Source organism: Pseudomonas sp. Pdm06 (assembly GCF_014851795.1).
Taxonomy (GTDB): Bacteria; Pseudomonadota; Gammaproteobacteria; order Pseudomonadales; family Pseudomonadaceae; genus Aquipseudomonas; species Aquipseudomonas fluorescens_AA.
On sequence record NZ_JACVAH010000011.1, the window covers coordinates 46,817 to 67,657 of the forward strand.

Annotated in this window: 19 protein-coding genes and 1 pseudogene; 15 read left to right on the forward strand and 5 right to left on the reverse strand. The window is 62.0% G+C overall.

The window, feature by feature from the left end:
- The first annotated feature begins 12 nt into the window (after positions 1-12).
- The 11 genes from IB266_RS18245 to IB266_RS18295 all read left to right on the forward strand — a co-directional run bounded on the left by IB266_RS18245 (position 13) and on the right by IB266_RS18295 (position 9,219).
- Positions 13-798: an aspartyl/asparaginyl beta-hydroxylase domain-containing protein gene (locus IB266_RS18245; protein WP_192262006.1), complete on the forward strand. Its 786-nt coding sequence runs from the start codon at positions 13-15 to the stop codon at positions 796-798.
- Positions 786-1,739, forward strand: coding sequence for a sulfotransferase family protein (locus tag IB266_RS18250; RefSeq protein ID WP_192262007.1), 954 nt, complete (start codon positions 786-788; stop codon positions 1,737-1,739). The genes IB266_RS18245 and IB266_RS18250 overlap by 13 nt, the downstream gene beginning before the upstream one ends.
- Before the next feature lie 275 nt (positions 1,740-2,014).
- Positions 2,015-2,464: a GNAT family N-acetyltransferase gene (locus tag IB266_RS18255; RefSeq protein ID WP_192262008.1), complete on the forward strand. Its 450-nt coding sequence runs from the start codon at positions 2,015-2,017 to the stop codon at positions 2,462-2,464.
- 212 nt (positions 2,465-2,676) lie between these two features.
- Positions 2,677-2,931 carry a DUF2789 domain-containing protein gene (locus tag IB266_RS18260; protein ID WP_060739718.1) on the forward strand — a complete coding sequence of 85 codons (255 nt, stop codon included), beginning with the start codon at positions 2,677-2,679 and terminating at the stop codon, positions 2,929-2,931.
- Positions 2,932-3,136: 205 nt separating this feature from the next.
- A complete protein-coding gene (locus IB266_RS18265) occupies positions 3,137-3,718 on the forward strand; it encodes an alpha/beta hydrolase (protein ID WP_122565144.1) in 582 nt (193 codons plus the stop codon).
- Positions 3,719-3,765: 47 nt separating this feature from the next.
- Complete coding sequence (locus tag IB266_RS18270; RefSeq protein ID WP_192262009.1) at positions 3,766-4,701, forward strand: sigma 54-interacting transcriptional regulator; 936 nt, start codon at positions 3,766-3,768, stop codon at positions 4,699-4,701.
- Positions 4,702-4,982: 281 nt separating this feature from the next.
- Positions 4,983-5,765, forward strand: a complete 783-nt coding sequence (locus IB266_RS18275) for a MetQ/NlpA family ABC transporter substrate-binding protein (protein WP_192262010.1) — start codon at positions 4,983-4,985, stop codon at positions 5,763-5,765.
- Positions 5,766-6,256: 491 nt separating this feature from the next.
- Entirely contained in the window at positions 6,257-6,922 is a 666-nt protein-coding gene (locus IB266_RS18280; protein WP_192262011.1) for an amino acid ABC transporter permease, read from the forward strand.
- Entirely contained in the window at positions 6,903-7,562 is a 660-nt protein-coding gene (locus tag IB266_RS18285) for an amino acid ABC transporter permease (RefSeq protein ID WP_092446074.1), read from the forward strand. The genes IB266_RS18280 and IB266_RS18285 overlap by 20 nt, the downstream gene beginning before the upstream one ends.
- Positions 7,559-8,341 carry an amino acid ABC transporter ATP-binding protein gene (locus tag IB266_RS18290; protein ID WP_192262012.1) on the forward strand — a complete coding sequence of 261 codons (783 nt, stop codon included), beginning with the start codon at positions 7,559-7,561 and terminating at the stop codon, positions 8,339-8,341. Before IB266_RS18285 ends, IB266_RS18290 begins: the two co-directional genes overlap by 4 nt.
- Complete coding sequence (locus IB266_RS18295; protein WP_060739711.1) at positions 8,338-9,219, forward strand: transporter substrate-binding domain-containing protein; 882 nt, start codon at positions 8,338-8,340, stop codon at positions 9,217-9,219. Before IB266_RS18290 ends, IB266_RS18295 begins: the two co-directional genes overlap by 4 nt.
- A 110-nt stretch (positions 9,220-9,329) precedes the next feature.
- On the opposite strand, the gene IB266_RS18300 is transcribed toward IB266_RS18295, so the two are convergent.
- Positions 9,330-10,490 carry an AAA family ATPase gene (locus tag IB266_RS18300; protein WP_192262013.1) on the reverse strand — a complete coding sequence of 387 codons (1,161 nt, stop codon included), beginning with the start codon at positions 10,488-10,490 and terminating at the stop codon, positions 9,330-9,332.
- Between the two features lie 240 nt (positions 10,491-10,730).
- Between IB266_RS18300 and IB266_RS18305 the strand changes: the two genes are divergently transcribed.
- From IB266_RS18305 to IB266_RS18315, 3 genes are read left to right on the forward strand one after another with little or no spacing between them, the layout of a single operon-like run.
- On the forward strand, positions 10,731-11,834 hold the full coding sequence (locus tag IB266_RS18305; RefSeq protein WP_192262014.1) for an efflux RND transporter periplasmic adaptor subunit: 1,104 nt from the start codon (positions 10,731-10,733) through the stop codon (positions 11,832-11,834).
- The gene (locus tag IB266_RS18310; RefSeq protein ID WP_192262015.1) at positions 11,831-12,895 is read left to right on the forward strand and encodes an efflux RND transporter periplasmic adaptor subunit; all 1,065 of its coding nucleotides are present in this window, start codon (positions 11,831-11,833) and stop codon (positions 12,893-12,895) included. The genes IB266_RS18305 and IB266_RS18310 overlap by 4 nt, the downstream gene beginning before the upstream one ends.
- Positions 12,892-15,939, forward strand: a complete 3,048-nt coding sequence (locus tag IB266_RS18315) for an efflux RND transporter permease subunit (RefSeq protein ID WP_192262016.1) — start codon at positions 12,892-12,894, stop codon at positions 15,937-15,939. The genes IB266_RS18310 and IB266_RS18315 overlap by 4 nt, the downstream gene beginning before the upstream one ends.
- A 155-nt stretch (positions 15,940-16,094) precedes the next feature.
- Here IB266_RS18315 and IB266_RS18320 read toward each other — a convergent pair whose 3' ends face one another.
- Positions 16,095-18,314: a heavy metal translocating P-type ATPase gene (locus tag IB266_RS18320; RefSeq protein ID WP_192262017.1), complete on the reverse strand. Its 2,220-nt coding sequence runs from the start codon at positions 18,312-18,314 to the stop codon at positions 16,095-16,097.
- An 86-nt stretch (positions 18,315-18,400) separates the two neighbouring features.
- Here IB266_RS18320 and cadR point away from each other — a divergent pair, with 86 nt between their 5' ends.
- On the forward strand, positions 18,401-18,847 hold the full coding sequence (cadR, locus tag IB266_RS18325; RefSeq protein ID WP_003196623.1) for a Cd(II)/Pb(II)-responsive transcriptional regulator: 447 nt from the start codon (positions 18,401-18,403) through the stop codon (positions 18,845-18,847).
- Positions 18,848-18,875: 28 nt separating this feature from the next.
- Here the strand turns inward: cadR and IB266_RS31230 are convergent.
- The 3 genes and pseudogenes from IB266_RS31230 to lgt all read right to left on the reverse strand — a co-directional run.
- Positions 18,876-18,962: pseudogene (locus IB266_RS31230) on the reverse strand (metal ABC transporter ATP-binding protein); the annotation flags it as partial.
- Positions 18,963-18,980: 18 nt separating this feature from the next.
- Positions 18,981-19,952: a thymidylate synthase gene (locus tag IB266_RS18330; protein ID WP_192262018.1), complete on the reverse strand. Its 972-nt coding sequence runs from the start codon at positions 19,950-19,952 to the stop codon at positions 18,981-18,983.
- A 49-nt stretch (positions 19,953-20,001) separates the two neighbouring features.
- Positions 20,002-20,805, reverse strand: a complete 804-nt coding sequence (gene lgt, locus IB266_RS18335; RefSeq protein ID WP_192262019.1) for a prolipoprotein diacylglyceryl transferase — start codon at positions 20,803-20,805, stop codon at positions 20,002-20,004.
- Between the last annotated feature and the right edge of the window lie 36 nt (positions 20,806-20,841).

Here is a 20,841-nt window from a genome sequence, read left to right on the forward strand (position 1 = left end):
CGGGCCTTGGGCATGATGCGCCCGGCGTTTTCCCGGCTGCCAGTGGCGGTGAACCTGCCGTTGCTGTTGCAGGCACTGGCGGCCATTGAAGACGCGCGCTGGCAAGGGCATTTCAACAGTGCCTACTACAGCGGCGACTGGAGCGGGGTGGCGCTGATTTCGGCGGCGGATGCCGTCACCGAGCTGTCGCCCGGGCGCGGTCAGCCAAGTCAGCGTGCGCCTTGGCTGGCGGACGGTCGCTGGCATGAGGCGTTGCGCGACTGGCCCCTGGAGATCGTCTCGGCCCGGCTGCTGCGGCTGGGTCCCGGTGGGTGCATCCACGAGCATCGCGACTATGATCTGGGCGGGCCGGACGCCGACCTGCGCCTGCACGTTCCGCTGCTCAGCCCACCTGACGTGGACTTTTTCCTGGATGGACAAATCATTCCGCTGACGGCCGGCGAGTGCTGGTTTCTCGACCTGGCGCGGCCTCACCGGGTGGTTAACCGAAGTGCTCATTCGCGGGTTCATCTGGTGCTCGATTGTCGCCCCGGGCCGTGGCTGGCCCAGCAGATTGCCGATGGGCTGCCCACCACCCCCGCCGCTGGCGTAAGGCCAAGCGACTTCGCCCGTTTTCAGCAGCGCGTGGGAAGCGATCCTGAACTCGCCCGTACCTTGCAGAGCCTGCACGACCTCGACGCTTTCATTGAGTCCAGCCTGGCGCTGGGGGCCGAACGAGGGCTTCATTTCACCCGGGAAGAATTGCGGGCCGCCATGCGCAACGGTCGCCAGCAGTGGAGAAGCCCGTGGAAGACCTGAACCTGCACGGTTGGTTGCCGATCCGCCTCTGGCAAGAGGCCGGGCAGTGGTGGGTCGATTGGTGCTGGTTCGGCGACGCGCGACTGTCACAGCCGTTCTTTGGCGATGCGGTGGAAGACGCCCTGCGCCTGCCCTTCAACCAGGCGTTCCGCCGCCGGACGCCCTTGGGCACACTCGGTCAATGGCAACGACAAACCCCGGGACTTGAGCCCAGCGCATTCATTTTCCATGCCTCCCGTTGCGGTTCGACATTGATCAGCCAGATGCTCGCCCAGTTGGACGACCATATCGTTATCTCGGAACCGCCACCTCTGGATACGCTGCTGCGCAGTGATTTGCCACCGGCCGAGCGGTGTGTGGCACTCAAGGGCTTGATGTCGGCCTACGGGCAGCGCCGCCGAGGTGTGGAGCAACGCCTGGTGGTCAAGCTCGACGCCTGGAACATCGGTGAACTGCCGCTGCTGCGTGAGTGCTTTCCCGACACACCCTGGCTGTTCGTGTACCGCGACCCCTTGGAAATTTCGGTCTCCCACCTGCGGCGTCCCGGCATGCACATGGTGCCGGGGATGATCGGGGCGACGGTCCTGGACGATGGATTGGCGTTTGGCAGCCAGGAAGATTTCATCCCGCGGCGGGTGGGGCGGCTGTTGGGAACAGGCTTGGAACACTGCCGGGCATTGGCTGGGATGGCGGTCAACTACACCGAACTGCCCGAGGCGATGACGGGCAGGCTGGCGGCGTTTTTCGGGCTCGATGATCGGCAATGTGAGCAAGTGTTCGCCACGGTTGGGCAGCATGCCAAGCAGCCGGCGCAGGCGTTTGTCGGTGACAGCGAGGGCAAGCGCCGGGAGGCTTCGGCGCTGTTGCGGGAGCGGGTCCTGCACTGGGCGCAGGGGCCCTATGACGCACTCGAAACATTGCGCTATGGCGAGGGGTTCTAGCGAAACGCCGCACGCTCCCGTTGTGGGAGCAAAGCTTGCTCGCGAAACAGGCGCCTCGATTTCTGAAAGACCGCATCGCCGCCATCGCGGGCAAGCCTTGCTCCCACAGTGGGCAGTGCGTGCATTGTCGGTAACGCATCGAGCCTTGTTAGGTGACAACTCCGCCATCCCCTTGAGCAATTCAATCGGCAAGGGGAAGACGATGGTGGGTAAGCATCCGGGGAAGGCACATTGCGATGGGCTAAGCTGTGATCCTTCTGGATTGAGGTCTTAGCATGGAATGTCATGTTCGTCCCGCCACGAGCAAAGATGCAGCAGCGATTAGCCGTGTAGTTCTGGCTTCCCTGCGTGAGTCAAATTCACAGGACTACCCGCCTGATGTGATCGCTCAGGTTGAGCGCAGTTTTGCTCCTGAGGTCGTCACCGCACAACTTGCCAGGCGCAGGGTTTTCGTAGCCTTGCTGGGCGAAAAAATCATCGGCACTGCTGGACTCGACGGTGACGTAGTCAGAAGTGTTTTCGTTGACCCAGCTCACCAAAAAAGCGGTATCGGTCGGCATTTGATGGATGTCATTCATGCAACCGCTGCCCACGCCGGTATTGGGGCTGTACGTGTGCCATCGTCGATTACAGCTGAAAAATTCTATGCCGCGTTGGGTTATCAGAAAATTCGCGACGAGTTTCATGGGGCTGAGCGCACCATCGTTATGGAAAAACGGCTCTAGGACTAGCCCGCTCATTCACCCGCTGATCGCCAGCAGCGCAACCATCAACCAGTGAATGTTCACGGGATCCTCCACAACGTGTCGTCGTCGGGATGTTTATTCAAAGTCTAGTCGAGTCGGGGGTTGATTGAATTTTGATCAGTCTGGCGGTCGGCGAGGGGCTAGACTGCCTAGGAACAACCCCGTCATCCACTCATGTCCAGGAGCCCCCTATGGAACCGCCGATCCACACCCTTCGCGCATTGTTCAAGCAACTGGGCTTGCCCGATGACGCCATTGGCATTGATCAGTTCATCGCCACGCATTCACCCCTCAAGCCCGGATTGCACTTGGCCGATGCGTTTTTCTGGAATGAGGGCCAGCGGCAAATGCTGCGCGAGGAAATCCTCGAGGATGCGGACTGGGCGGAAGTGATAGACCAGTTGGATGTGTTGATGCGCAAGGGGCGTAGCGAGCGGCCTGCCTGAGAGACCTGTGGGAGCGAGCTTGCTCGCGATGGCGGTATGTCTGTTACATCAATGTCGACTGACCGTTCGCTATCGCGAGCAAGCTCGCTCCCACAGGGGTTAACCTGTTATTCGTTTTAAGCATTAACAAATAGCTTCTTATTCCTTAAATAATATAGCTCTCCTCCCTATACTCGTCCGGGAACAGACACGCAGGAGAGCACCCATGCGCAACGAATCGATTCGCTACCTGATTGTGCCGGGCTGGCAAGGATCGCCGGAAAATCATTGGCAAACCCACTGGCAGAACAGCCTGCCCAACAGTGCCAGGGTCGAGCAGGCCGACTGGGTGACGCCTCGGCGTGAAGACTGGGTCGCGGCGCTGGCCGAGGCTGTGGCCGCCGACAGCACCCCGGTGATCCTGATTGCCCATAGCCTGGGTTGCATCACGGTGGCCCATTGGGCCGCCACCGCGCCGGTGCAGTTTTTGCGGCAGGTGCGTGGGGCGTTGCTGGTGGCGCCGGCGGATGTCGAGCGGCCAGCCTGCGTCCCGGCGCTGCGCAACTTCGCGCCGATTCCCAGCGATCTGTTGCCGTTCCCAAGCCAAGTGGTCAGTTCCGACAACGACGCCGCCGTGAGCGCCCCGCGAGCCTTGGAGTTGGCGCGCAACTGGGGGGCCGAGGCCGGAATTCTGGCCGGGGCGGGGCATATCAACGTGAAGTCCGGCCACCAGCGTTGGGAGCAGGGTTTCGCTTATCTCTATCGTCTGCAAAACCGCATGGAGCATCACGCCCTGCGTCGCGCCTGAATTTTTAGCGCCCCCCGTCTCCCGGCGGTCTGGGGCGGGAGCCTGCCATGAGTTTGCATGAAACCTTCGGTCAGCCCTTGCTGACCTTTCCCGATGCGGAAAAAAGCCCCCTGAGCATTCGCGCCAAGGCGCTGGTGTTCGTCGACCCCCGTTCACGGCAGTTGCGCCAGGAGTTGGAGCAACTGGCGCCCCGTGCTATCTCGGTGCTGATACGCGGCGAAACCGGTAGCGGCAAGGAACTGCTGGCCCGGCATATCCATCGCGAAAGCGATCGCGGCGGATTGTTTGTGTCGGTCAACTGCGGCGCCATCAGCCCGACCTACGCCGACGCCGAACTGTTCGGGTATGCCGCCGGCAGCTACAGCGGCTCGGCCAGCAGCCGGGCCGGTTGGTTCGGTTCGGCCAACGGCGGCACCCTTTACCTGGATGAAATCGGCGATTTGCCGCTGCCGATCCAGATCAAGTTGCTGGCGGCCCTGGAGAACCACGAAGTCACCCGTGTCGGCGCCCACCAGCCCAGTCCGGTGGATGTCCGCCTGGTCGCGGCCACCAGCATCGACCTGGCGCAAGCGGTGGCGGCCGGGAAATTCCACGAACGGCTCTACCACTACCTGGGCGAAGGCCGACTGGAACTGCCAGCCCTGCGTGAACGGGTGGGCGATATTCTGTCCCTGGCCGAATACTTCCTGGGCATCTACAGCCAGCGACTCGGTCTGGCCGTGCCGCTGATCAGTGAGGCGGCGCAGCATGCCCTCGAACAGCACAGTTGGCCGGGCAACACCCGCGAGTTGGAAAACGTCATTCATTTCGCATTGCTGGTCAGCACCGGTGACGAGATTTTACCCGAGCACCTGAATTTGCCGCCCCAGCCTTCAGTGCCGGAACTGATCGAGCAGCAAGTGGCGCAGGTCATCGCAGGGGGATCGGAAGGTGAGCGTGCCGCACTCAAGGTGCTGCTCAGTCGATTGGGCTCGACGCTGTAAGCGTGGCTGACCCGCTCTTGTGGCGAGGGCGCTTGCTCCCGCTGGGCTGCGTAGCGGCCCCAAGATCTTGCGGTTGCTGCGCAACCGAGCGGGAGCAAGCTCCCTCGCCACAAAAGCGGTGTTAGCTATATGAGTAAAATGAATATGAACTTGAACAAAAGATATTGTTAAGGAATAAAAAATATCGGTATTGTCCGCATCACGCCAGCGATAGCACTTCACTGGCACACCCTCATTTAGCCGTCGTCCATGACGACTGTGATTTTCGATAAGGACACTGCATGAAAAAGGTTCTGTTGTTCACCGCATTGGCGGCAGCCCTGACGTCGGGCCTGGCCCAGGCCGCAGAGAAACTGGTGGTGGCCGCCACGCCGGTGCCCCACGCTGAAATCCTCGAGCTGATCAAGCCAGCCCTGGCCAAGGAGGGCGTGGACCTGGAAATCAAGGTCTTCACCGACTACGTCCAACCCAACGTGCAAGTTGACCAGAAACGCCTGGATGCCAACTACTTCCAGACCCTGCCGTACTTGAAGAACTTCAACGAAGGCAAAGGCACGAACCTGGTGACCGTGATTGGTGTTCACGTCGAACCGTTCGGTGGCTACTCCAAGAAGTACAAGAAGCTGGCTGACCTGCCAAACGGCGCGACCATCGCGCTGCCCAACGAAGGCAGCAACAGCGGCCGTGCGCTGCTCCTGTTGCAGAAGGCTGGCCTGATCGAGTTGAAAGACCCGAAAAACGCTTTGGCGACGCCGAAAGACATCGCCAAGAACCCGCACAACTTCAAGTTCAAGGAACTGGAATCGGCCATGCTGCCGCGGGTGCTGGACCAGGTCGACCTGGACCTGATCAACACCAACTATGCCCTGGAAGCGGGTCTTAACCCGGCCAAGGATGCCCTGGTGATCGAAGGCTCGGATTCGCCTTACGTCAACTTCCTGGTAGCCCGTCCGGACAACAAGGACAGCCCGGCCATCCAGAAACTGGCCAAGGCCCTGACCAGCCCTGAAGTGAAGGCGTTCATCGAGAAGAAATACAGCGGCGCGGTATTGCCGGCGTTCTGATTCGCGCGGTCAACCCTTTCATGGTTTCAAACGCCGACGGCTGATACAGCGTCGGCGTTTTTTACTGTGGGAGCTTGCTCGCGATGACGGTTCATCAATAAACACTGATGTGACTGACAGGCCGCTATCGCGAGCAAGCTCCCACAGGGGATGGATCAGGCCACCCCGCTCTTCAACGCCCTGCGCAACGCCATCAACAATTTCAATATGTCCTGCGGTTCCAGTCGCTGCGGCACGTTTACGTCAGCCATGTTTTCTTCCTTGTAATGGTGAGGGAGATGTCGAAAAAAGATCCTCCCTGCGGCGCAAGGAAAATAGTCGTCTTTGCTCTTCGCGGCAAATCCGGGGATAGTTTTTTGCGTGATATCAATATGCTTTAACGGTATTTAAATTACAGTTCTTATGCCATTAAAGTCAGTGCCTGCCGAGTAGCTATCCGCTGCCCATGGACCGCACGACCGCCGCTTACCGAGTGGCGTCCAGGATGTTCAATGAACTTCGATTACGCTTTTATCCTCAGCACCCTCCCGGCGTTTCTCAAGGCCGTGGGTGTGACGCTGCAAGTCGGCCTTATCGCCATCGCCACCTCGCTGCTGGTGGCGCTCGTGAACGCAACGATCCTGGTGTTGCGCACACCTTACCTGCAACGCCTGGTGGGGCTGTATGTGGAGCTGGCCCGCAACACCCCGCTGCTTATTCAGTTGTTCTTCGTCTACTTCGCCTTGCCGACGCTGGGCATCAAGGTGTCGGGGTTTGCCGCAGCGATCATCACCATGACGTTCCTCGGCGGTGCCTATCTCACGGAAGTGCTGCGTGCGGGCGTGGACGCGGTGCCCCAGGCGCAATTGGAATCCGGCCGTTCCATCGGCCTGTCCCACGGGCAGTTGCTGCGCTACGTGATCCTGCCGCAGGCCGGGATCCTCAGCCTGCCGTCGCTGTTCGCCAACTTCATTTTCCTGCTCAAGGAGACCACCGTGGTCTCGGCCGTAGCAGTGCCGGAGATTCTCTACACCACCAAAAGCTACATCGCGCTCTACTACAAGACCTACGAAATGCTCGCCGTGCTGACGCTGATTTGCGTACTGCTGTTCTTGCCGCTGTCGCTGCTGCTCAGCCGCCTGGAAAGGAGGCTCCAGCATGGCCAGTTCGGGTCTTGAGTTGCTGTGGGTGTCGTTGCCGCAACTGGGCAAGGGCGCCGCGCAAACTTTGTCGATTTCCTTCCTGAGCATCGCCCTCAGCACCGTGGGCGGCGTGCTTTATGGGGTGTTGCGGACGTTGGGCGTGAAAGGCGTGGATGTCGTTCTGCGGGTCTACCTGGAGTTGTTCCGGGCGATCCCGGTGCTGGTCTGGTTGTACCTGCTGTTCTTCGGCCTGCCGATCTTTTTCGGCCTGAGCCTTCCAAGCTTTTGGTGTGCGGTCCTGGTGTTGTCGTTGTGGGGCGCCAGTGAAGTGGGTGAAGTGGTGCGCGGTGCATTGCATTCGTTGCCGCGCGGCCAGCGCGAGGCGGGCTTGTCCATTGGCCTGAACGGTCCGCAACTCTACGGCCATGTGCTGTTGCCGCAAGCGTTGAGACGCATGACACCGCCGACCATCAACGTCTACACGCGCATCATCAAGACCAGCTCCCTGGCCGTGCTGATCGGCGTGGTGGACGTGATCAAGGTCGGCCAGCAGATCATCGAGCGCACCTACGAGTCCGTGCTGATCTACGGTGCGCTGTTCCTGTTTTTCTTCTTTATCTGCTACCCGCTTTCGGCCGCCTCCCGCGTGCTTGAGCGGCGCTGGACGCAAGCATGAGCGCATTGATCGAGTTCAAGGGTTTCAACAAGGTTTTCGGCGAACAGCAGGTGCTGGATGGCATCGATCTGCAAGTGCAGTCGGGCGAAGTGATCGTCATCCTCGGCCCCAGTGGTTGCGGCAAAAGTACCTTGCTGCGTTGTCTCAACGGGCTGGAAGTGGCCCACAGCGGCAGTTTGGCATTCGCCGGTCGCGAGTTGCTGGACAAGGGCACCGACTGGCGCGAAGTGCGGCAGCAGATCGGCATGGTGTTTCAGAGCTATCACTTGTTCCCGCATATGAGCGTGCTCGATAACCTGCTGCTCGGCCCGGTCAAAGTGCAAAAGCGCGACCGCCGCGACGCACGCGCACAGGCCGAAGCCTTGCTGGCGCGGGTGGGGCTGCTGGACAAGCGCGATGCCTTTCCCCGCCAACTCTCCGGCGGCCAGCAGCAACGCATCGCCATCGTGCGTTCGCTGTGCATGAACCCCAAGGTCATGTTGTTCGATGAGGTCACCGCCGCCCTCGACCCGGAGATGGTCAAGGAAGTGCTGGAAGTCATCCAGGGCCTGGCCCGCGAAGGCATGACGCTGTTGATCGTCACCCACGAAATGGCCTTCGCCCGCGCCGTGGCTGACCGCATCGTGTTCATGGACGCCGGGCGGATCCTTGAACAAAACCCTCCCGAGATTTTCTTTACGAACCCGCAAACCGCACGAGCGCAGCAGTTCCTGGAGAAGTTCTCCTACGTCGCCGCACTACCCAAAACGACTCAAACAAAGGAACTGGAACTGTCATGAAAACTGCCAAGTCTTCTCTGCTGCTACTGCCGTTGCTCGCCGCCGCTTTGCTGGTCGGCTGCAATAAAACCGAAGAACCGCCGAAGCCGAACGTGGCCAGCCCAAGCGCCGCGTCGACCAGCTACCTGGACAAAATCAAGGCGCGGGACAAATTGATTGTCGGCGTCTTCACCGACAAGCCGCCGTTTGGCTTCGTCGATGAGGCGGGGCGTTATGTCGGCTTCGATACCGACATCGGTCGTCGATTCGCCAAGGACCTGCTCGGCGATGAAAACAAGGTCGAGTTCGTCGCGGTCGAACCGGCGAGCCGGATTCCGTTCCTGCAAAGTGACAAGGTCGACCTGATCCTGGCCAACATGACCGTGACCCCGGAGCGCAAGGAAGCGGTGGAGTTCACCAATCCGAACCTGAAAGTCGCGGTGCAGGCGCTGGTGCCACAAGCCAGTGCGGTGAAAAGCCTCGATGATCTGGCGAGCCGCACCACCATCGTCACCACCGGCACCACGGCGGACATCTGGCTGACCAAAAATCACCCGGACTGGAAGCTGCTCAAGTTCGAGAAAAATTCCGAGTCCTTGCAAGCCCTGGCCAACGGGCGTGGCGATGCTTATGCCCAGGACAATCTGGTGCTGTTCAGTTGGGCCAAGCAGAACCCCGGCTATCGCGTGCTGGAGCAGACACTGGGTGCCGAAGCGCCGATTGCACCGGCGGTGAAGAAGGGCAATATCGAGTTGCGTGATTGGGTCAATGCCGAGTTGGCGAAGCTGGGTGAAGAGAAGTATTTGCTCAAGCTGTACGACCAATACGTGCGCAAGGAACTGAGCGATGACACCAAGCCGGAGAGTGTGATTGTCGAGGGTGGCAAATGGCAGGGGTGATTCTCTGAGGGGTGTGTAGACCTTCAGCGCGCCTTCGCGAGCAAGCTCGCTCCCACAGGGGAATTGTGTGTGGGAGCGAGCTTGCTCGCGATTCGGTTTACAGGCGTCAATCAATCCGGCCAGTGCCACGCCGGCTCATCCAGCGCCCGCTGCCCGACGATCCCGGTCTGTCCGAGATCTTTCTCCAGCACGATGCAATTGCACTGTTCATCCTGTTCCAGGGCTGCGATCAGGCGTGTGGCATGGGACACGACCCAGACCTGGCAATTTGCCGAGGCGCGGATGATCAACCGCGCCAGGGCCGGCAGCAGGTCCGGGTGCAGGCTGGTTTCCGGTTCGTTGAGCACCATCAGCGAAGGCGGTCTTGGGGTGAGCAGGGCGGCCACCAGCAACAGATAGCGCAGGGTCCCGTCCGACAGTTCGGCGGCGGACAGCGGCCGCAGCAGGCCATGTTGTTGAAACGCGATGGCGAAACGTCCGCCTTGCAGTTTCTCGATGTTCAGGCGGGCACCGGGGAACGCGTCGCCGATGGCGGCATGCAGGGCTTCGTCGTCACCGATTTCAAGGATGGTCTGCAGGGCGGCGGCCAGGTCGCGCCCGTCGTGGTGCAGCACCGGCGTGCGGGTGCCCAGTTGCGGTTGGCGCACCGGGGCGTCGGCGTCGCTGCGAAAATGGTCATAGAAGCGCCAGCGACGAATGAACTCGCGCATCTGCAGGACTTCCGGCGAAGTGCGCAGGCTGCCGACCTGGTCGAACAGGCTGTCGAAGGTGGGCGTGTTCTGGGCCAGCACATCCCAGGAACGGCCTTCGCGGGCACGGATCATCGGCCCGTTGCGGTCCACCAGCAGGCTGGCGGGCCGGAACACCGGGCCGGCCCAGATGCATTCGCGCTTGATTTCAGGGTCCAGCGAGAACGCTGAACTGCTGGGCTCCGGCAAGCCCAGGGCGATCGAATAGCTGAAGTCTTCCCCGGCGAAACCCAGGCGCAGGCGCTTGGTGCCCTGGCGCACAATCGCCTGGACCGGCACCTCGCCGTTACGCATGCGGCGGCTGATTTCCTCCGGGCCGGCCCAGAAGGTCGAGTCGAGTCCGCCTTCACGGGCCAGGGCGTTGACCACCCCACCCTGGGCCGTCTCGGCCAGCAGGCGCAGGGCACGGTAAAGATTGGATTTGCCGCTGCCGTTGGGGCCGGTGATCAGGTTCAGCCGGCCCAGGGGGATGACCAATTTATTGATCGATCGGTAGTTGGCCACCGCCAATGTCTTGAGCATGAGCAGACTCCTGCTGCATGGGTTCGTAGGAGCTGTCGAGCGAAGCGAGGCTGCGATCTTTTGATCTTTCGCTTGAGATTCAACTGTCAGGGGAAAGATCGCAGCCTCGCTTCGCTCGACAGCTCCTACAGGAGGCGATCAGTTTGCCTGATTTGCTGCACCCATTGTATTCGCGGAACCCTGTTCTAAGCTCACAGTCGTATCGTCACTGGTACGTCCGTACAACGCAAAGGAGTCTGCATGACTGGTCCCGGAATCAAATGGGTTATTGGTTTGGGCGTGTGTGCATTGTTGACGGGGTGCGGTGATAAGAAGCCCGAAGAAAAAGCCCTGCCGCGGGTTTTCGTGCAGCAAGCCGTTCCCAGTGAATACGCAGCCTCGGTGACCCTGACCGGCGATGTCCAGGCGCGGGTGCAGGCCGATCTGTCGTTTCGTGTGGGCGGCAAGATCATCGAGCGCAAGGCCGATGTCGGTGACCGGGTCTCGGCCCGACAAGTGCTGGCCCGGCTCGATCCCCGGGACCTGCAGACCAACGTCGATTCCGCCGAGGCCCAGGTGGCTGCCGAGCAGGCGCGGGTCAAGCAGAGTGCGGCGGCGTTCGTGCGCCAGCAGAAACTCCTGCCCAAGGGCTACACCAGCCAGAGCGAATACGACGCGGCCCAGGCTCAACTGCGCAGCAGCCAGAGTGCGCTGACCGCCGCCCAGGCCCAATTGGCCAACGCCCGTGAGCAACTGAGCTACACCGCGCTGATTGCCGAGGCACCGGGTATCATCACCGCGCGCCAGGCGGAAGTCGGCCAGGTGGTGCAGGCCACGGAGCCGATCTTCAGCCTGGCCCGGGACGGCGAGCGCGACGCGGTGTTCAACATCTACGAGTCGCTGTTGAGCGAACCATCGTCGGACCCTGCAATCACCATCAGCCTGCTGGATGACCCCGCCGTCAAGACCACCGGCACGGTACGCGAAATCACTCCCGCGGTGTCTGCCCAGACCGGCACCGTGCAGGTCAAGGTCACCCTCAAAGATTTGCCCGAAGGCATGCGCCTGGGGTCGGTGGTCAGCGCCACGGCCAAGTCCGCCGGCAAGACCGCTTTCGAGCTGCCTTGGTCGGCCCTGACCAAGAACCTCAGTGAGCCGGCCGTATGGCTGGTGGATGGCGAAGGCAAGGCGCAGTTGCAAACGGTGACGGTCGGCCGCTACCTGACCGGCAAGGTCATCATCAGCGACGGCCTCAAGGGCGGTGAGAAAATCGTCACTGCGGGCGGGCAATTGCTGCACCCCGGCGTAGGCGTCGAGATCGCTGAAGACACTTATGGAAAATCCAAGCCGGGAGCCCAGCCATGAAGCGTTTGTGGATGGTCTCGGCCGGCCTGTTGCTGGCCGCCTGCTCCAAGGAAGAAGCGCCGCCCGAACCGGTGCGCCCGGTGTTGTCCGTTGAGGTCCGGGCCCTTGACCAGCAGGCACTCGGGCGGTTCGCCGGGAATATCCAGGCGCGATACGAGAGCAACGTGGGTTTCCGCGTGCCAGGACGTATCGCCAGCCGCAATGTCGATGTCGGTGCTGAAGTGAAGAAGGGCGACTTGCTCGCCACGCTCGACCCCACCGACCAGCAGAACCAATTGCGCGCCGCCCAAGGTGACCTGGCGCGGATCGAGGCGCAGTACATCAATGCCCAGGCCAATGCCCGTCGCCAGCAGCAGTTGTTCGACCGTGGCGTTGGGGCCCAGGCGCAACTGGACATCGCCCAGACCGATCTGAAAACCACCGGCGCCTCTCTCGAACAATCCCAGGCCTCGGTGGAGCAGGCCCGCGACCAGCTCAACTACAGCGAACTGCGTACCGACCATGACGCCATCGTCACTGCCTGGAATGCCGAAGCCGGGCAGGTGGTCACCGCTGGTCAACAAGTGGTGACCCTGGCCCGCCCGGACGTCAAGGAAGCGGTGATCGACCTGCCGGCCGGGCTGGTCGAGCGCCTGCCCACGGACGTGGTGTTCGAGGTCGCGGCGCAATTGGACCCGACGATCCACACCAGCGCCATCGTGCGCGAGATCGAACCCCAGGCCCAGAGCGCTACCCGCACCCGTCGCGCGCGCCTGACGCTGACCGACACACCGCCAGGTTTTCGCCTGGGCACGGCCATCAGCGTGACCCTGAGCTCGACCATCGAACCGCGCATCGAGCTGCCGCTCAGCGCCCTGCAAGAGATCGACGGCAAGGTGCGCATCTGGCTCATCGACCCGCAGAGCCAGACCGTCTCCCCCCGCGAAGTACGGATTCTCGAACGCTCCAATGACGCGGTGCTGGTGGCCAACGGTATCAAGGCCGGCGACCGCGTGGTCAGCGCCGGCGTGAACAGCCTCAAGCCGGGGCAGAAAGTGAAACTCGACGAGGACACACGATGAAAGGGCCTTTCAACTTATCCGAATGGGCCCTGCGGCATCAGTCGTTCGTCTGGTACCTGATGTTCGTGGCGCTGTTGATGGGCGTGTTCTCGTACATGAACCTGGGGCGGGAGGAAGACCCGTCGTTCACCATCAAGACCATGATCATCCAGACCCGCTGGCCGGGCGCGACCCAGGAAGAAACCCTCAAGCAGGTCACCGACCGCATCGAGAAGAAACTCGAAGAGCTCGACTCCCTCGACTACGTCAAAAGCTACACCCGTCCGGGCGAATCGACGGTGTTCGTGTACCTGCTCGACACCACCGGGGCCAAGGACATCCCCGAGATCTGGTACCAGGTACGCAAGAAGATCGACGACATTCGTGGCGACTTCCCCCAGGGGCTGCAAGGCCCGGGGTTCAACGACGAGTTCGGTGACGTGTACGGTTCGGTGTACGCCTTCACCGGTGACGGTCTGTCGATGCGCCAGTTGCGCGACTATGTGGAGCAGGTGCGCGCCGAGATTCGCGACGTGCCCGGGCTGGGCAAGGTGGAAATGCTCGGCGAGCAGGATGAAGTGCTGTACCTGAACTTCTCCACGCGCAAACTCGCTGCGTTGGGCATCGATCAGCGCCAGGTGGTGCAGAGTCTGCAATCGCAGAATGCCGTGACGCCGGCGGGGGTGATCGACGCGGGGCCGGAGCGGATTTCCGTGCGTACGTCCGGGCAGTTCCAGTCGGAAAAGGACCTGGCCAACGTCAACCTGCGGCTCAATGACCGGTTCTATCGACTGGCCGACATCGCCGACATCAGCCGGGGTTATGTCGACCCCGCCACACCGATGTTCCGCTTCAACGGCACGCCGGCCATTGGCCTCGCCATCGCGATGAAGAAGGGTGGCAACATCCAGGATTTCGGCAAGGCGCTGCATGCGCGCATGAACGAACTGACCGCCGACCTGCCGGTGGGCGTTGGCGTGCACACCGTGTCGGACCAGGCCGAGGTGGTGGAAGAGGCCGTCGGCGGCTTTACCAGCGCCTTGTTCGAGGCGGTGATCATCGTCCTGGTCGTCAGCTTCATCAGCCTTGGCGTACGGGCCGGGCTGGTGGTGGCCTGTTCGATTCCACTGGTGCTGGCGATGGTCTTCCTGTTCATGGAATACAGCGGTATCACCATGCAGCGGATTTCCCTCGGCGCGTTGATCATCGCCCTCGGCCTGCTGGTGGACGACGCGATGATTACCGTGGAGATGATGGTCACACGCCTGGAAAAAGGTGACAGCAAGGAACAGGCCGCGACCTTCGCCTATACCTCGACGGCGTTCCCGATGCTCACCGGGACCCTGGTGACTGTCGCCGGTTTCGTGCCCATTGGCCTGAATGCGAGTTCCGCCGGTGAGTACACCTTCACCCTGTTCGCGGTCATCGCCGTGGCGATGCTGGTGTCGTGGATCGTCGCGGTGCTGTTTGCCCCGGTTATCGGCGTGCATATTCTCAGCACCAACGTCAAACCTCACAGCGCCGAGCCGGGGCGGATCGGCCGGGCGTTCAACGGCGGCCTGCTGTGGGCGATGCGCAATCGCTGGTGGGCCATTGGCATCACGGTGTTGCTGTTCGTGCTGGCGGTGTTTTGCATGCGCTTCGTGCAGAACCAGTTCTTCCCCTCCTCGGACCGACCGGAAATCCTGGTGGACCTCAACCTGCCGCAAAACGCCTCGATGGACGAGACCCGCAAAGCCGTCGACCGCCTGGAAGCGACCCTCAAGGGTGACCCGGACATCGCGCGCTGGAGCACCTACATCGGCGAAGGCGCGATTCGCTTCTACCTGCCGCTGGACCAGCAGTTGCAGAACCCCTATTACGCGCAACTGGTGATCGTCAGCAAGGGCCTGGAGTCGCGCAACGCCCTGACCGAGCGCCTGCAAAAGCGTCTGCGCGAGGATTTCGTCGGCATTGGCAGCTACGTGCAGGCCCTGGAAATGGGCCCGCCGGTGGGCCGGCCGATCCAGTACCGGGTCAGCGGCAAGGATGTCGACCAAGTGCGCAAGCACGCCATCGAGTTGGCCACCGAGCTGGACAAGAACTCGCACATCGGCGAAATCATTTACGACTGGAACGAGCCGGGCAAGGTCCTGCGCATTGATATCGCCCAGGACAAGGCGCGGCAATTGGGCTTGTCTTCCGATGATGTGGCCAGGCTGATGAACAGCATCGTCAGTGGCTCGCCGGTGACCCAGGTCAACGACGATATCTACCTGATCGATGTGGTCGGCCGCGCTGAAGATGCCGAGCGCGGTTCGCCGGAAACCCTGCAGAACCTGCAGATCGTCACCCCGAGTGGCACCTCGATTCCGTTACTGGCGTTTGCCACGGTGCGCTATGAACTGGAGCAGCCGTTGGTGTGGCGTCGTGACCGCAAGCCGACCATCACCATCAAGGCCGCGGTGCGCGACGAGATCCAGCCCACCGACCTGGTCAAGCAACTGCAACCGGATATCGACAAGTTCGCCGCCGGCCTGCCGGTGGGTTACAAGGTCGCCACGGGCGGTACGGTGGAAGAAAGCAGCAAGGCCCAAGGGCCGATCGCCAGCGTCGTGCCGCTGATGCTGTTTCTGATGGCGACCTTCCTGATGATCCAACTGCACAGCGTGCAGAAGCTGTTCCTGGTGGCGAGCGTCGCGCCCCTCGGGTTGATCGGCGTGGTGCTGGCGCTGGTGCCGACGGGCACGCCCATGGGCTTCGTGGCGATCCTCGGGATCCTCGCCTTGATCGGCATCATCATCCGTAACTCGGTGATCCTGGTGACCCAGATCGAGGAATACGAACGTGACGGCTACGAGCCCTGGGACGCGGTGGTGGAGGCCACCGAACATCGGCGCCGGCCGATCCTGCTCACGGCCGCCGCGGCGAGCCTGGGGATGATCCCGATTGCCCGGGAAGTGTTCTGGGGGCCGATGGCCTACGCGATGATCGGCGGGATCGTCATCGCCACGCTGCTGACGCTGCTGTTCCTGCCGGCGCTGTATGTGGCCTGGTACAAGATCCGCGAGCCCAAGCGCGATTGAGTTGGCGTTAACTCATTAGGGTTGCTGTGCAGCCCTTCGCGAGCAAGCTTTGCTCCCACAGCGGATCCGTGGTGATTCAAATTCTGTCTTCACAAAGATCCAACTGTGGGAGCAAAGCTTGCTCGCGAGGCGCCCTTTCAGTCACCCCAAACGCTTTATTTGCGCAACAACCGCAACCCATTGAACACCACCAACAAACTCACCCCCATGTCGGCAAACACCGCCATCCACATGGTGGCAAGCCCGGCGAAGGTGACCCCAAGGAAAATCGCCTTGATCACCAACGCCAGGGCAATGTTTTGCTTGAGGATGCTGGATGTCTGCCGCGACAGGCGAATGAACGCCGGAATCTTGCGCAGATCATCGTCCATCAGCGCGACGTCGGCGGTCTCGATGGCCGTGTCGGTGCCGGCCGCCGCCATGGCGAAACCGATTTCCGAACGGGCCAGGGCCGGGGCGTCGTTGATGCCGTCGCCGACCATGCCGACGCGGTGACCCTGGGCATACAGCGCCTCAATGGCTTGCAGCTTGTCTTCCGGCAACAAGTCGCCCCGCGCCTGATCCATACCCACCTGCGCGGCAATCGCTTCGGCGGTGTGGGCGTTGTCGCCGGTGAGCATCAGGGTCTTGATGCCCAGGTCGTGCAATTGCCGGATGGCTTCGCGGCTGGAGTCCTTTACGGTGTCGGCCACGGCAAACAGCGCCAAGGGGCCCGTAGCGTCGAGCAGCAGCACCACCGACTTGCCTTGTTTTTCCAGGGCGAAGAGTTTTTCTTCCAGCTCGGGAGAGCACAGGCCGAGGTCTTCCACCAGGCGGTGATTGCCCAAGTGATAGGTCTGGCCGCCGATGTCGCCGCGCACGCCGCGCCCGGCGAGCGCCTCAAAGTTATCCACAACCTGCGGGGCCAGTTGCTTATCCACCGCCGCATTGGCAATCGCCCGGGACACCGGGTGGTCGGAACGGGCGGCGAGGCTGGCGGCCAGGGCCGGGGCGGTGTTTTCCACCGTCGGGTCCAGGGCCACATAGTCGGTTTGCACCGGTTTGCCGTGGGTGATCGTGCCGGTCTTGTCCAAGGCCAGGTAGTCGAGCTTGTAGCCGCCCTCCAGGTACACGCCACCCTTGACCAGGATGCCTTTGCGCGCCGCGGCGGCGAGGCCGCTGACGATGGTCACGGGCGTGGAAATCACCAGCGCGCAGGGGCAGGCGACCACCAGCAGCACCAGCGCCCGGTAGATCCAGTCGAACCACGCCGCGCCCATGAACAGCGGGGGGATGACGGCCACGGCCAAGGCCAGGGCGAACACCGCCGGGGTGTAGATTTTCGAGAACTGATCGACGAAGCGCTGGGTCGGTGCGCGGGAGCCCTGGGCTTGTTCCACAGCGTGGATGATCCGCGCCAGGGTGGATTGGTCGGCCGCCGCGGTCACGGTGTATTCCAATTCACCGGCCTGGTTGATGGTGCCGGCGAATACTTTGTCGCCGACGGTTTTTTCCACCGGCAGGCTTTCGCCGGTGATCGGTGCCTGGTCGATGGTGGAGCGGCCGGCGACCACGTCACCGTCCAGGCCCACGCGTTCGCCGGGGCGCACCCGCACTCGCGCACCCAGGGCAATGGCCTTGACCTCTTGCACCTGCCAGCTGCCATCGGCCTGTTGCACGGTGGCCTGTTCCGGGGCCATCTGCATCAGGCCACTGATGGCGTTACGCGCCCGGTCCAGGGATTTGGCCTCGATCAGCTCGGCCACGGTGAACAGGAACATCACCATCGCCGCTTCCGGCCATTGGCCGATCAGCACGGCACCGGTCACGGCGATGCTCATCAGCGCATTGATGTTCAGGTTGCGGTTCTTCAGGGCGATCCAGCCCTTCTTGTACGTGCCCAGGCCACCACTGAGGATCGACACCAACGCCACCAGCGCGACCACCCAGTTGGGCGCGGCATTGGTGAAATGGATCAGCTCGGCGCCCAAGGCCGTCACGCCGGACAGCGCCAACGGCCACCAGGGTTTGGCCGGGGCGGGCAGGTCGTTGGTTTGCGATTTCTGGCCCGGGGTCAGCGGGTCGGCCTGCATCCCTAAGGACTCGATGGCCTGGATGATCGGCGCGTCGCTGGGCAAATCGTGAGTCACGCCCAGCACACGGTTGATCAGGTTGAATTCCAGCCGCTGCACGCCTTCGAGCTTGCCGAGCTTGTTCTGGATCAGTGTCTGTTCGGTGGGGCAGTCCATGGCTTCGATGCGGAAACTGCTCAGCCGCGCACCGTCCGTCGGCGTTTTGCCGAGGTTGACCACCGCTGGCGCCGCTTTCGAGGCGCAGCAGGAATGCCCGTGGTCATGGCCGTGGTCGGGTTTGTGGGTGTGAAGGGAATCGCTCATCGGGTGACGTCCGTGAAAAGTGCCTGTTGCGCAGTAAAGACCCTGTAGCCACTATAGGGTCAAGCACCTATTTGGGAGGTCGCATCATGAAGATCGGAGAATTGGCGAAAATCACCGACTGCCAGGTCGAAACCATCCGCTATTACGAGCGCGAAGGCCTGCTGCCGGAACCGGCCCGCAGCGACGGCAATTACCGCGTCTACACCCAGGCCCATGCCGAGCGGCTGACGTTCATCCGCAACTGCCGCACCCTGGACATGACCCTGGAAGAAATCCGCAGCCTGCTGGCCCTGCGTGACAGCCCCCAAGACCAATGCGAAAGCGTCAATGCGCTGATCGACGAACACATCCAGCACGTCAAGGCCCGTATCGATGGCCTACTGGCCCTGCAGACACAACTGATCGACCTGCGCCATCGCTGTGGCGAAGGGCCGGACCTGGATCAATGCGGGATCTTGCAGCGGTTGGAGGTGAGCGGGGCGGTGGCGCCGGAGGTGGAGCATTCGCATGTGGGGCGCAGTCATGGGCATTGAGTGCCTTGAACCCTCAGGAAACCCAATGTGGGAGCGGGCTTGCTCGCGAATGCGGTGTGTCAGATTGCATATTCGCTAGTTGACACACCGCTTTCGCGAGCAAGCCCGCTCCCACAGGGGAGGGTGGTGTGGCTTAGACGGCCATCGGCGCGGTCATTGGCGCATGGTGCTGGTAGCCTTCCAGGGAGAAGTCGCCCGGCTCCACCAACTCCAGCCACTCCGGCTGGTACACACCGGTCTTGGCAAACTCCGGCACACGTTCGGAAATCACCAGCTTGGGCATCGGGAACGGCTCACGCTTGAGCTGTTCGTTGAGCATGTCCAAGTGGTTTTCGTAGACGTGGGCATCGCCGATGAAATAGGTGAACCAACGCGGTGTGTAGCCGGTCAGGCGACCGATCAGGCTCAGCAGGGCGGCGCCTTCGGTGAGGTTGAACGGCGTGCCCAGGCCCAGGTCGTTGGAGCGGATGTAGAGGGTCAGGGAGATTTCCCTGGTCTCGACATTCGGGTGGAACTGGTACAGCAGATGGCACGGCGGCAGGGCCATTTCATCGAGCTGGGCGCAGTTCCAGCCGTGGAACAGGATACGCCGGCTGCCCGGGTCCTTGATGATGGTGTCCACGCACTGGCGAACCTGGTCGATGGCCTTGTACAGCACCACGTAGGCCTGGCCGTTTTCTTCGCCTTCGGCGATTTGCCGGTAACCCTGGGCCAGCGTCTGCTCGATGGCCGCCGGGTTGCTCAGGGGTATCTGCTTGTAGGCCGGCCATTTGCGCCATTGCACGCCGTAGATCTCGCCCAGGTCGTCGTCGCCCTGGCGGAACGGGTTGGCCAGCCACTGGGCGTTTTCGTTGGCGTTCTGGTCCCAGACCTTGCAGCCCAGGGCGCGGAACTCGGCGGCATTGTTCACGCCACGGAGAAAACCGCACATTTCGCCGATGGCCGACTTGAAGGCCATCTTGCGGGTAGTGATGGCCGGGAAGCCGTCCTTCAAGTCATAGCGCAGCATGGCGCCGGGGAAGCTGATGGTGTTCACACCGGTGCGGTTGGCTTGCTTGGTGCCGTTCTTGATGACGTGGGCCACCAGATCGAGATATTGCTTCATGGGTTACCTGTGTCCTTGAACCCGAGGCCAGCGCCCCGGGGTTCGAATTTTAAACCTTGGCCGCCGCAGCCGGTGCACGACGATAAGCCAGCCAGATCAGCGCCAGGCCACCGATGATCATCGGCAGGCACAGCACCTGGCCCATGGTCAGCCAGTTCCAGGCCAGGTAGCCAAGCTGGGCGTCCGGGACGCGGACGAATTCAACGATGAAGCGGAAGATGCCATAGAACAGCGCGAACATGCCCGATACCGCCATGGTTGGCCGCGGCTTGCGCGAGAACAGCCAGAGGATCAGGAACAGTGCCACGCCCTCGAGGGCGAACTGGTACAGCTGCGATGGGTGGCGGGCAAGTTGCAGCTCGTCAGTTGGAAATTTCATTGCCCACCAGACATCGGTCGGCTTGCCCCACAATTCGGCATTGATGAAGTTGCCGATGCGCCCGGCGCCCAGGCCGATCGGCACCATCGGCGCGACAAAGTCCATCAGCTCGAAAAACGACTTGTTGTTGCGCTTGCCGAACCACAACGCCGCCAGCATCACGCCGATGAACCCGCCGTGGAACGACATGCCGCCTTTCCAGACTTCGAAGATCAGCGTCGGGTTGGCCAGGTAGGCGCTCAGGTCGTAGAACAGCACGTAGCCCAGGCGTCCGCCGACGATCACGCCCATGGACAACCAGAACACCAGGTCGGAGAGTTTCTCCTTGTTCCAGGTCGGGTCGAAGCGGTTGAGCCGGCGCGACGCCAGCAGCCAGGCGCCGCCGATGCCGATCAGGTACATCAGGCCGTACCAGTGGATTTTCAGCGGGCCGATGGCCAGGGCCACCGGATCGATCTGCGGGTAAGGCAGCATTGATATTCCTCGTAAACGTCAAAAATACCCGGGCGA